Below are 11,803 nucleotides of genomic sequence, written 5' to 3'. Positions count from 1 at the left end.
GCCCGGCCTGTCCCGGGCGCCCTGGCGGCCCGGGACCGCGCGGCGCAGTCCGGACGCGGGCTAGGGTCCGGGGCCGGGCGCGCTATAAGGGGCTCATGTCAGAGGCCGACCTACAGCCCCTCCTCGCCGTCGAGGACCTCTCCGTGGCGTTCCGCGCGCGCGAGGGCGAGACCGTCGCGGTCGACGGCATCGGCTTTTCCATTCGCCGGGGCGAGACCGTCGCCCTTGTGGGCGAATCGGGATCCGGCAAGTCGGTGACGGCGCTGGCGATCCTGCGCCTCCTCGACGGGGCGGCCCGTCAGGATGGCCGGATCCTGTTCAAGGGGCGCGACCTCGCGCAGCTGCCCGAGCGGGCGATGCGGGACGTCCGCGGCGCCGACATCACCATGGTGTTCCAGGAGCCGATGACCTCGCTGAACCCGCTCCACACGATCGAGCGGCAGATCGGCGAGGTGCTCGGGCTGCACCGCGGCCTCACCGGCAAGGCGGCCCGCCGGCGGATCCTGGAACTCCTGGACCTCGTGGGCCTGCGCGACGCGGAGCGCCGCATGGGCGCCTACCCGCACGAACTTTCCGGCGGCCAGCGCCAGCGGGTGATGATCGCCATGGCGCTCGCCTGCGAGCCGGACCTGCTGGTGGCCGACGAGCCGACCACGGCGTTGGACGTCACGGTCCAGGCGCAGATCCTGGCGCTGCTGGCCGATCTGCAAAAGCGCCTCGGCATGGCGATGCTGTTCATCACCCACGATCTCGGCATCGTCGAGCGGATCGCCGACCGGGTCTGCGTGATGCTGAAGGGCAAGATCGTGGAGACGGGCGAGACCCGGGCGGTCTTCGCGAATCCGCAGCACGAATACACGCGCCGCCTGATCGCCTCCGAGCCGAAGGGCCGGGCCAACCCCGTCCCGGCCGACGCCGCGCCGCTCCTGGAGGCCGGCCCCCTGAAGGTCTGGTTCCCGCTCAAGTCGGGCCTGCTCCGGCGTGTCACCGGCCATGTCAGGGCCGTCGACGGCGTCTCCCTGCGCGTCCGGGCCGGCGAGACGGTCGGCATCGTCGGTGAGTCGGGCTCGGGCAAGACCACGCTCGGCCTCGCCTTGCTGCGGCTCACCGGCTCGGAGGGTCCGATCGTCTTCCTCGGCAAGGCGATCGACGGCTACGGCGTGGCGCAGATGCGCCCCTTGCGGAAGGACATGCAGGTCGTCTTCCAGGACCCGTACGGCTCTCTCTCGCCGCGCATGTCGGTGGCCGATATCGTCGCCGAGGGGCTGGTGGTCCAGGGCGCGGTGCGCGCCCGGTCCGAGCGCCGCGCCGTGGTCGCCAAGGCGCTGACCGATGTCGGCCTCGACCCGGCCGCGATGGACCGCTACCCGCACGAATTCTCGGGCGGCCAGCGGCAGCGCATCGCCATCGCCCGCGCCATGGTGCTCAATCCCCGCTTCGTCGTCCTCGACGAGCCCACCTCGGCCCTCGACCGCTCCGTCCAGGCGCAGATCGTGACCCTGCTCCGTGACCTCCAGCGCGAGCGCGGCCTCGCCTACCTGTTCATCAGCCACGACCTGAAGGTGGTGCGGGCGCTCGCCAACTACGTGATCGTGATGCAGAACGGCCACGTGGTCGAAGAGGGGGCCGCCGAGACGATCTTCGCGAACCCGCAGACCGCCTATACCCGCGCCCTGTTCAAGGCCGCCTTCGCCCTCGAGAGCGACGCGCCGGCCGAGCTGGAGCCCGCCTGACCGTGGCGCGCGCGCTCCTGATCGTCCTCGATTCCGTCGGCATCGGCGGCGCCCCGGACGCGGACCGGTACGGCGATTCCGGCTCCGACACGCTCGGGCATATCGCGGACGGGTGCGCGGACGGCCGCGGCGACCGCGCCGGCTTGCGGTCGGGGGCCCTGCGCCTGCCGCACCTCGCCGCCCTCGGACTCGGGCTCGCGGCCGCCGGGGCCTCGGGACGGATCCCGCCGAACCTCGCGCCCTCCGGGGCGCCCACCGGGGTCTACGGTCATGCGGTAGAGATCGCCGCCGGCAAGGACACGCCCTCCGGGCACTGGGAGATCGCGGGCCTGCCGCTGACCGAGCCCTGGGGGCACTTCCCCGACACCCGGCCGGCCTTCCCGCCGGACCTCACCCGGGCGCTGATCGCCGAGGGCGGCCTCCCGGGCATCCTGGGGGATTGTCACGCACCGGGCGTCGCGATCATCGAGGCACTCGGAGCCGAGCACGTCCGGACGGGAAAACCGATCTGCTACACGTCGGCCGACAGCGTGTTCCAGATCGCCGCCCACGAGGAGGCGTTCGGGCTGGAGCGGCTCTACGACCTATGCCGCGTGGCCCGTCGCCTGTGCGATCCCTACCGGGTCTGCCGGGTGATCGCTCGGCCCTTCGTCGGCGTTGCGGAAGCCGGCTTCCGCCGGACCGGCAACCGCCGGGACTTCGCGGTCGCGCCGCCTGGGCGGACCCTGCTGGACCGGGCGGAGGCGGCCGGCCGCACGGTGGTCAGTGTCGGCAAGATCGGCGACATCTTCGCCCATCGGGCGACCGGCCGCGAGATCAAGCCGGGCGCCAACGCGGCCTGCCTGACGGCCGGGCTCGACGCGCTGGCGACCCTGCCGGAGGGTGGCCTGATCTTCGTCAACCTCGTGGATTTCGACACGGAGTACGGCCACCGTCGCGACGTGCCCGGCTATGCCGCGGAGCTCGAAGCCTTCGACGCCCGGATCCCCGAGATCCTGACGGCTCTGGCGCCGGGCGACCTCGCCGTCGTCACGGCCGATCACGGCAACGATCCGACCTGGGCCGGGACCGACCACACCCGCGAGCAGGTGCCGGTCCTGGCGTTCGGCCCCGGGGTGGATGCCCGGTCGATCGGTCGACGGGATACCATGGCGGATATCGGCGCCACGGTGGCGGCCCATCTCGGCTTGGCCTGGGACGGACCCGGAACCGCGTTCCTATAGGGAGGACATGACGTGCGGGACGACGACGACCGGCCGCGCAAGGCCGTCGCCCACGAGATCGGGCAGCCCCTCGACACGCTCTCCCTCGCGGATCTCGACGCCCGCGTCGCGCTCCTGCGCGCCGAGATCGCCCGGCTGGAGGCGGCGCGGGCTGCCAAGCAGGCGGCACAGGGCGCGGCCGACGCCTTCTTCAAGCGGGGCTGAGGCTTGGACCGGAGCGAAGCCCTCGCCGCCCTGCGGCGTGGTGATCTCGGCGGCGCGCGGGAGGTGCGGCTGCCCGACGGGCTGACGGAATTTCCACGCGAGGTCTTCGATCTTGCCGACACGCTGGAGGTGCTGGATCTCGGCCGGGGCAGCCTCACCGACCTGCCGGACGATTTCGGCCGTCTGCACCGCCTGCGGGTGCTGTTCTGCTCCGGAAACCCGTTCCCGCGCCTGCCGCCTGCGCTCGGCGCATGCCCCGCGCTGAGCCAGCTGGGCTTCCGCGGCTGCGGCATCCGGGAGGTTCCGGCGGAGTCGCTGCCGCGCGGGCTGCGCTGGCTGACGCTGACCGACAACCGGATCGAGGCGCTGCCGGCCGCCCTGGGCGAGCGGCCGCTCCTGCAGAAGCTGATGCTGGCGGGGAACCGGATCCAGGCGCTGCCGGACAGCCTTGCGGGCGCGGCGAATCTCGAGTTGATCCGGCTCTCCTGCAATCGGCTCGACGCTCTGCCGCCTTGGCTCGGGACGCTCCCGCGCCTCGCCTGGGTCGCCTATGCGGGCAATCCCGCCGAGCCGATCACCGAGCCCGCGGATGCGCCGCGCGTCCCGTGGCCGGATCTGGACATCGGCCACCTGCTCGGTGAGGGCGCATCGGGCCGGATCTTCCACGCGGCCTGGCGCAATCCCGCCGGCGCGCAGGACGTCGCCCTGAAGCTGTTCAAGGGCGCGATGACCAGCGACGGCCTGCCCGAACGGGAGATGGCGGCCTGCCTCGCCGCCGGGACGCATACGGCGCTCACAGGCGCGCTGGGCCGGCTCGATGGCCATCCGGACGGCAGCCAGGGCCTGCTGCTCCGGCTTCTGCCGTCGCACTGGCGCGCGCTCGCCGGCCCGCCGAGCCTCGCGAGCTGCAGCCGCGACGTCTACGATCCGGACCTGCGCCTCGACGGTGACGTCGTCCTCCGGATCGCGCGCGCCGTCGGCGAGGCGGTGGCGCACCTGCATGGTCGCGGCCTGCTCCATGGCGACGTCTACGCCCACAACACCCTGTGGGATGCCGGGACCGGCGCCGCCGTGCTCAGCGATTTCGGGGCCGCCTCGACCCTGCCGGACGGGGCGCTCGGCGCGGCGCTCGTGCGGATCGAGGTCCGGGCCTTCGGCATCCTGCTCGGCGAGCTGCTCGATCGCTGCGCGGCACCGCCGCCCGAGTTGCGCGCCTTGGAGCAGGCGTGCACGCAGCCCGATCCCGATCGGCGGCCAGGGCTGGAGGCGGTGATCGCCGAGATCGCCCGGCTCGAGGCTTGAGCCCCACGGGGGCGAGCGGTCCGGGATCCTCAGTCCGGGATGTCGGCTTGGTTGCGCGCCACCACGGCGAAGAGGTCGCCGAGCGCGGCGAGACTGGCGGCCTGAAGCTGGGCCGCCGGTACCACCCCGCCGTCCGGTCCGGGAAGATCCCGCGTCGCCGTGGCAGCCGCCACGACCGTGGGGCGGAACCCGATGTTGAAGGCGCCCCGCGCGGTCGAGTTGACGCACATATGCGTCATGAAGCCCGCCAGGACGATATCCGTCACACCCGCTCCCTTGAGCCGTGCCTCCAGATCCGTGCCTACGAAGGAACTCGGATAGGCCTTGGTGATCACCGGCTCGTCGCCTTGCGGCGCCACCTCCGGACTGATCTGGCCGATCGGCGCCGTCACGTCGTAGGGCGTCCCTTCTCCGGCATTGTGGCGGACATGAAACACCGGGATGCCCGCTTTGCGCGCCCGCGCCAGCAGCTCGGCCGCCTCGCGCAGCGCCGGCTCGACGCCATCGAGGCGCATCACGCCCTCGCGATAGGTCTGCTGCAGGTCGATCATCACGAGCGCCGAACCCTTGAGCCGGGCCGGCGCGGGGCTCAGGCCGGAGAGGCCGCGCAGGGTTGCGGGATCGGACATCCGGAACTCTCCTCGGGCACCGCCGCCATGGCGTCCCTCTGTACCCCAACGCTACGACGGGCCGGCCCCGGAGCGCCAGAGCGCGAAGGTGCGCCATCCGGTCCGGAGCGAACGCCGTGCGCGACTTCTCCCCGACCGGCACAGGCGCCCGAGGCCCGTGGCGGGCGGGAAGCTCGGCCAGGAAGGTTGACCGCACGGATTGATCCGCACCCGCAGGTCGCTACATGCGCGGCGTGACAGTCCAGCCCCTGCGCCTCGGCGCGCTGCTCCTCGCCCTCGCCTGCGCGCCTCCGGCTTCGGCCGCCCCGTCCGAAGGGGCGACCGAGACCGTCGAGCAGGCACTCTGCCGGCTCATCGACGAATCCGCCAAGGCGCGCGGCCTGCCGATACCGTTCCTGACGCGCCTGATCTGGCGCGAAAGCAGTTTTCGCGTGGGCGTCGTCAGTCCGGCCGGGGCGCAGGGCGTCGCGCAGTTCATGCCCGGGACGGCCCGGGAACGCGGTCTCCTCGACCCGTTCGATCCCGAGCAGGCGATCCCGCACGCGGCTCATCTGCTGTCCGACCTTAAGGCGCAATTCGGTAATCTCGGGCTGGCCGCGGCGGCGTATAACGGCGGCGCTGCGCGGGTGAGCAAGTGGCTCGCCGGCGACGGTGGCCTGCCCGCCGAGACCCGCACCTACGTCGCCGCCATCACGGGCCTGCCGGCGGAGGACTGGCGAACCGGCCCGGCCAAGGCGATCGAGTATCCGGAGGGCGGTCCGCCCGCCAAGCCCGAATCCAAGCCCAAGGACGCGACGGACGCGAAGCCGGCCGCGCCGCAGACCTGCCTGCAGGTGACCGCAGCCTTGCGCATTCCGTCCCGCGGCGACCGCTTCGCGCTCGGCCTCAACGAGGGGCCGGCCGCCCCCTGGGGCATCCAGCTTGCCGGCAATTTTTCCAAGGCCCTGGCGCTCCAGAGCTTCAATCGCGCGCGGAGCGCCTATGCGGGCGTGATCGGCGAGGTGCGGCCGATGATCATCGGCACGCGCCTGCGCAACCGTGGGACCCGCGCCTTCTACCGGATCCGCATCCCGGCGCAGAGCCGGCAGGCGGCCGACGACCTCTGCATCCGCATCCGCAAGGTCGGTGGCGCCTGCATCGTGCTGCGGACCTGATTTTCCGGGCTCCGCCGCGGGACCGTCATCAATCCGCCCCGAGGGCGGTGCGGAATGGCACGGTCGGGACAACCGGATGGGATATGACACGACTCCTCACCGCGTTCGCCAGCCTCCTCTGCCTGGGGCTCGCCGCATTCGGCTTCACCGCTGCCTCGCCGCTCGCCCTGTTCGACGCGATCGGCCCGCGCGACCCGGGGGGGCGTCTCGCCGCGAAGGACCAGCCGTTCGGCGAGGGGTCGCGGCGGCGCCTCGACATCTACGTTCCGACCGCTGCGGCGGAGAACGCGCCGGTCCTGGTGTTTTTCTACGGCGGCTCCTGGCAGAGCGGGTCCAAGGATGACTACGCCTTCGTCGGGCACGCGCTCGCCGCGCAGGGCTTCGTCACGGTGCTGCCCGACTATCGGCTCTACCCGGAGGCGCCGTTCCCGGGCTTCCTCGAGGATGGCGCGGCGGCCATCGCCTGGGTGCGCGACAACATCGCGGCCTACGGGGGTGACCCGCGCCGCATCGTGCTCGCGGGCCACTCGGCGGGGGCCTACAACGCCGTGATGCTCGGCCTCGACCCGCGCTACGTGACCGCCGCCGGCGTCGATCCCAAGGTCATCAAGGCGGTCGCGGGCCTGTCCGGTCCCTACGACTTCCTGCCGTTCGATCAGGACACCACCGTCAAGGTGTTCGGAAAGGCTCCCGATCCGGAGTCCACGCAGCCGGTCGCCTTCGCGGGTCCGCTCTCCCCGCCCGCCTTCCTGGCCACGGGCGACGCCGACACGGTGGTGAAGCCGCGGCACACGGTCAGCCTCGCCGCCAAGCTCCGCGCCGAGCACGTCCCCGTCCAGGAGCGGATCTATCCCGGGCTCGACCACAAGGACACGCTCCTGGCGCTCTCCGTCACCTTCCGCTCGAAGGCGCCGGAACTCGCCGAGATGGCATCCTTCCTGATGCGGCAATCCGCGGGGCGCTCCCAGTACACGATGCGGCGCTGAACGAGCCCGGCCCGCATCAAGGTTATCGCGCGATCGTTGGGTGCAACGCCTGATTTCCCATCGCCCCGGACCCGCGGGACGCTAGAATGGCCTCGGCCGCAGAGCGCGGCCCTCGCGGTGGGACGACATGGCTTCTGCGGATGCGGCGATCGGTATCCCGGCCGACGGCCGGCGGCACGGTGTCGCGAGCCGCGACCTGCCGGACGCGCTGCGCGTCCTCCTGAACGGGTCCGTCTTCGTCCTCCTCTGGAACCACGTCTGGCTGAAGGATCTGTCGGATCGGTCGATGCTTGCGGCCTCAGAAGACGGCAGCCTGCTGACGCAGGTTCTGTTTCTCGCCGCCGGTGCCGCCATGGCCGCGGCGATCTACCGGATCGGCGTCCGCCACCTGCGCCCTCTGGCGACGCGCCCGCTCGTGCTGTGCGCCCTCTGGCTCAGCGCGACGGCACTGCTCTCCATCGAGCCGAGCCTCGCGCTGCGCCGGCTGGCGCTCTTCGCCATCGCGGCGATGCTCTCGGCGGGCGTGCTGATCGTGGCCCGCTCGCCGCGGCAGCTGGCCCTGACCATGGCCGGATCCGCCCTGGTGATCGTGCTCGCGTCCTACCTCGCGGTCGCCTTCGTGCCGAACCTCGCGATCCACTCGGCCTTCGACGTGAACTCCGATCCGAGCCACCCCGGCCTCTGGCGCGGAATCTTCCCACAGAAGAACGAGGCCGGCGCGGCCATGGTGATCCTGGTGATCGTCGGCCTCTACGTGGCGTCGGCGGCGAGCCGCCTCCTCGGCTGGGCGATCGTGCTCCTCGCGGCCGGGTTCCTGGTCGCGAGCGGTTCGAAGACCGCGATCCTGCTCCTGCCGGTGATCCTCGTCGTCACCGGCCTGTGCCAAGTGCTGACCGGCGGCCTGATGCGGCGCCTGCTGCTCCTCGGCCCGGTGATCGGCTTCTCGCTGATCTCGATCGGCTCGGTGCTCGCACCGGCCATTCAGGACGCGGTCGGGGCGCTCCTCACCGACGCCACCTTCACGGGGCGCAGCGAGATCTGGCAGTTCGCCATCGACAATATCCTGATCCGGCCCTGGCGCGGCTGGGGGATCGGCGCGTTCTGGATGACCGAGCGCACCATGTATGGCGGCTCGGAGGAGCTGACCTGGGTCAACACCGTCGACCACGCGCATAATGCCTATCTCGACACCGCGCTGATCGGCGGCCTGCCGTTCCTCGCGCTGACCGTGGTGGCCTTCGTGCTCGCTCCGGTGCGCGACCTGCAGCGCGTCGCCGGCGGTACGCGCCTCGACGCGGAGACCCTGCTCTTCCTGCGGCTGTGGTTCCTCGGCCTCGTCTCGGCGTCCTTCGAGACGGTGTTGTACAACGGCAACAACGCCACCTGCTGCATGTTCATGATGGCGGTGTTCGGCCTGCGCCTGCGCACCCGCTACGCCATCGCCAGACCGTGAGGGCGGATCGGAGCCCGACCCCGTCTGATGGCACCTGGTGCGGGCGCCGGTCGTCGCCGATCGCCACGAAGGTGAAGGTCCCCTCGGTGACCTTCATGGTGGCCTCGCTCGCCCGCTCGCGCCGCCGGACCTCGACCTGGATGCGCAGGGACGAGCGTCCGACCGTCAGGAGCCACACGTAGAGGCTGACCTCGTCGCCGACGAAGGCCGGGTGGCGGAACGTGATCGCGTCGACCGGGATGGTGGCGCACCGCCCCCCGCGCCCGCCGGGTTTGTATCGGTGGGTATGGCGATCGTGCGGATCACCGGCGGCTCGTAATCCGTCGGCCGGGCCGCCTTCCTCGCCGGTATCCGCAGTAACCGTCCCTCGCCGAACCAGCCGGCGGATGTATCCATCTGCCTTGGCAATGCGGCTTCAGGGCCGGGCGCGGGTCCCCTCTCCACCCAAGTCGGGCCTGCCCGACTTGGGCTCCTCAGTGCGGGCCTCGGGCAGGCCCGAGGCCCGTGCGGCAGAGGGACAGGGTGAGGGCTGTGCGGCTTCCGGATCAGGCTCGCTCTGACCGCGCGTTGGCGGCGTGCTGAATCCTGTACCCTCTCGTCCCTCACCCCAACCCTCTCCCGCACGGGGGAGGGAGTGCGTCGCGCTCTGCCGCCAGCGCCCATGTCCGACCGAGATCTGTGAACACCCGAGCCCGAACCAGCGGGACAGATCCGGGGACGCTCGGCCGCCGTCAATCGGGCAGTGCGAAGACCAGCAAGGCGTCGCCGGTGCCGAAGCCGGCGGCCTTGGTGTACGATGCGCCCCCGGCCGCGACCGCCACATACTGCTTGCCGTCGAGCGCATAGGTCATGGCCGGCCCGCTGATCCCGGCACCGCACTGGAAGCGCCAGAGCACCCGGCCGTCCCGGGCGTCGTGGGCGTCGAGATGGCCGTCCTCCTCGCCGGAGAAGACAAGTCCGCCGGCGGTCGCGAGCGTACCCCCCGAGAGGCGGCTCGCCGACCGCACGGTCCACGCGATCCGGCCGCCATCGGCGAGATCGACGGCGGTCAGCGTGCTGAAGGACGGCTCGCCCTTCGCCTCGCCCGTTTCCGTGTAGCGGATCTCCGGCCGCCCCGCGGCGGCCGGCACGGTCTTGACCGTGTAGGTCGTCGCCCCGTGGCGGACCTGCACGTAAGCGCGGCGCCCGTCATACGCGGTGGGCGGCCACGAGACCGCTCCCAGGGGGCCTGGCGCCACCACGGTGCCCTGTGGGGTCGGCGGCGCGAACAGGTTCTTCTGTTCGAGAAGCGGCGCCGACCGCTCGATGAGCGTCCCCGTCGCGCGGTCGTGGACGTAGATCCAGCCGGTCTTGCTCGCGGAGGCCACCGCCTTGGTGCCGTTCGGTCCGTCGAGCAGGAAGGGCGGCGCGGCGACGTCGTAGCCCCATTCGTCGTGGGGCACCTGCTGGTCGTACCAGCGCAGCTTTCCGGTCTTCACGTCCAGGGCGACGAGGCACATCGTGTAGAGATTGTCCCCCGGCCGCGACAGGCCGAAATTCTGCGGCGCCGGATTGCCGGTTCCGAAGAAGATCAGGCCGAGATCGGGATCGTAGGCCGGCGTCATCCAGAGCGAGCCGCCGCCCACGCGCCAAGCGTCGCGGTTGGCCGGCGCGGCCGCCTTCTCGGCGGCGATGTCCCGGTGGAGGGGCGTGCCGTCGGCGGTCGTCTCGACGAAGCCGCCCTCCCACCCCTCCGAGGGGGTTACGTACCAGCGCCAACGCTCCTCACCCGTCTTGGCGTCGTAGGCCGCGAGCCAGCCGCGCCGGCCGTAGCCGCCCTCGATGCCGACCACCGCGCCGCCGTCGAGGCCGCCCGCCGCGTCCTCGATGTGGAGGCCGTAGCCCGCGCCGGTGACGCCCACGATCACCAGACCGTCGGCGACCAGCGGCGGCATCTTGAAGCCCAGCCGGCTCGATCCCTGCACCGGCTTGCCGCCCAGCGTGGCCGCCAGGCCCGAGGCGGTCTCGCTCTCGCCCTCCTCCGGCCGCACGGCCTCCTTGTCCCAGACCACCTGGCCGCTCTTGGCATCCAGGGCGATCAGCCGCCCGTCCATGGTCGCCTCGAAGACGAGGCCACCCGATACGGCGAGCCCGCGATTCGAGGGCGGCCCGAAGATTTTGTCTGTCCGCGGCTTGTGCGTGTAGGTCCACAGGGGCTTGCCGGTGCGCGCGTCCAGCGCCGCAACGTTGTTCTGCGTCGTGGAGACGTAGAGGGTCCCGTCCACCATGACGGGCTGGGCCTGGAAATAGCCAGTCACCCCCGTCTGGAAGATCCAGGCGGGCCGCAAGCGGCCGACCGTGTCGCGGTCGATCTGGGTCAGCTCGGAGAAGTTGCGGTTGCTGGGGTCGTGCCCGAAGGCCGGCCAGGGAGTCTCGGCGGCGGATGCTGGAATAAAAGAGACAGATCCTCCCAGGCAGGCCAGCAGGACGGCTCGAAACCCTCGCGACAAAGCTGTGCTCCCCTGTGCGGCGACACTTGCGCCTGAACGGACCCGTCCCTTTGGCGAGAGCCTCAGGCCTTTCGCCGCGCCGCGCCGTCGAGCTGAGCGGGCGTCGCCTGCGCTCCCATGGCACGGGCCATGTCGGCCGCGCCCTGGCCTGACGCGTCACGGCGATCCGGGTCGGCGCCGTGCTGGAGAAGTAGGTCGACCATCTCGGTCCGGTCGAACATCGCCGCCGTCATCAGTGCGGTGCGGCTGCCGTCGCCGACACCGTCCACCGCGGCCCCGTGCTGGAGGAGCAGCCGCGCCACCGCCAGATCGTTCTTGAACGCCGCGCCGGCGAGCGGCGTCTGGCCGCGGTCGTTGGCGAGTTCCGGGTCGCCGCCGGCTTCGAGGATCACACGGGCCGCTTCCGCCTGACCGTTATAGGCGGCCAGCATCAGCAGGCTGTCGCCCTTGTCGTTGCGCAGGTTCGCCGGCAGCCCCTGGCCGAATAGGTCGGCAAGCTCCTGCGCGTGGCCCATGCGGGCATACTGAAAGACCCGGGCCGCGAAGGCCAGGGTGTCGTCGTCGAGGATCGGGGGCGTTTTCGGGTCCGGGGCCATCGCGTGCTCGTCTCTCATCGCGACTGATCTGGGC

General features: G+C 71.7%; 10 protein-coding genes and 1 pseudogene. 7 read left to right on the top strand and 4 right to left on the bottom strand.

The annotated features are described in order from the left end of the window. The first annotated feature begins 95 nt into the window (after positions 1 to 95). Genes AC1DXK_RS22510 through AC1DXK_RS22495 form a run of 4 tightly spaced genes read left to right on the top strand, consistent with a single transcriptional unit; the run spans position 96 to position 4,462 of the window. Positions 96 to 1,733, top strand: coding sequence for an ABC transporter ATP-binding protein (locus AC1DXK_RS22510; protein WP_457106081.1), 1,638 nt, complete (start codon positions 96 to 98; stop codon positions 1,731 to 1,733). Positions 1,734 to 1,735: 2 nt separating this feature from the next. After that, a complete protein-coding gene (locus tag AC1DXK_RS22505; RefSeq protein WP_457106080.1) occupies positions 1,736 to 2,956 on the top strand; it encodes a phosphopentomutase in 1,221 nt (406 codons plus the stop codon). 12 nt (positions 2,957 to 2,968) lie between these two features. Beyond that, positions 2,969 to 3,160 (top strand): DUF1192 domain-containing protein, encoded by a 192-nt coding sequence (locus tag AC1DXK_RS22500; RefSeq protein ID WP_457106079.1) that lies wholly within the window; start codon positions 2,969 to 2,971, stop codon positions 3,158 to 3,160. 3 nt (positions 3,161 to 3,163) lie between these two features. Continuing rightward, positions 3,164 to 4,462 carry a leucine-rich repeat-containing protein kinase family protein gene (locus AC1DXK_RS22495; protein WP_457106078.1) on the top strand — a complete coding sequence of 433 codons (1,299 nt, stop codon included), beginning with the start codon at positions 3,164 to 3,166 and terminating at the stop codon, positions 4,460 to 4,462. Positions 4,463 to 4,491: 29 nt separating this feature from the next. Here AC1DXK_RS22495 and AC1DXK_RS22490 read toward each other — a convergent pair whose 3' ends face one another. Continuing rightward, positions 4,492 to 5,091: a cysteine hydrolase family protein gene (locus tag AC1DXK_RS22490; protein WP_457106077.1), complete on the bottom strand. Its 600-nt coding sequence runs from the start codon at positions 5,089 to 5,091 to the stop codon at positions 4,492 to 4,494. 224 nt (positions 5,092 to 5,315) lie between these two features. On the opposite strand from AC1DXK_RS22490, the gene AC1DXK_RS22485 reads away from it, so the two are divergent. The 3 genes from AC1DXK_RS22485 to AC1DXK_RS22475 all read left to right on the top strand — a co-directional run bounded on the left by AC1DXK_RS22485 (position 5,316) and on the right by AC1DXK_RS22475 (position 8,684). Further along, positions 5,316 to 6,245: a transglycosylase SLT domain-containing protein gene (locus AC1DXK_RS22485; RefSeq protein WP_457106076.1), complete on the top strand. Its 930-nt coding sequence runs from the start codon at positions 5,316 to 5,318 to the stop codon at positions 6,243 to 6,245. An 83-nt stretch (positions 6,246 to 6,328) separates the two neighbouring features. After that, positions 6,329 to 7,231, top strand: a complete 903-nt coding sequence (locus AC1DXK_RS22480) for an alpha/beta hydrolase (protein WP_457106075.1) — start codon at positions 6,329 to 6,331, stop codon at positions 7,229 to 7,231. A gap of 127 nt (positions 7,232 to 7,358) precedes the next feature. Further along, the gene (locus tag AC1DXK_RS22475) at positions 7,359 to 8,684 is read left to right on the top strand and encodes an O-antigen ligase family protein (RefSeq protein ID WP_457106074.1); all 1,326 of its coding nucleotides are present in this window, start codon (positions 7,359 to 7,361) and stop codon (positions 8,682 to 8,684) included. On the opposite strand, the pseudogene AC1DXK_RS22470 reads toward AC1DXK_RS22475, so the two are convergent. From AC1DXK_RS22470 to AC1DXK_RS22460, 3 genes and pseudogenes are all read right to left on the bottom strand, one after another. Continuing rightward, positions 8,626 to 9,080 (bottom strand): annotated as a pseudogene (locus tag AC1DXK_RS22470) (acyl-CoA thioesterase). The gene AC1DXK_RS22475 and the pseudogene AC1DXK_RS22470 sit on opposite strands and share 59 nt — an antisense overlap. Before the next feature lie 335 nt (positions 9,081 to 9,415). Next, positions 9,416 to 11,173, bottom strand: a complete 1,758-nt coding sequence (locus AC1DXK_RS22465) for an outer membrane protein assembly factor BamB family protein (RefSeq protein ID WP_477299114.1) — start codon at positions 11,171 to 11,173, stop codon at positions 9,416 to 9,418. 62 nt (positions 11,174 to 11,235) lie between these two features. After that, the gene (locus tag AC1DXK_RS22460; RefSeq protein ID WP_457106072.1) at positions 11,236 to 11,787 is read right to left on the bottom strand and encodes an ankyrin repeat domain-containing protein; all 552 of its coding nucleotides are present in this window, start codon (positions 11,785 to 11,787) and stop codon (positions 11,236 to 11,238) included. Between the last annotated feature and the right edge of the window lie 16 nt (positions 11,788 to 11,803).

The organism is Methylobacterium sp. P3_A11, from assembly GCF_056403155.1.
The sequence above is the reverse complement of the archived record's forward strand: the minus strand, read 5'-3'. Positions and strand labels throughout refer to the sequence as shown.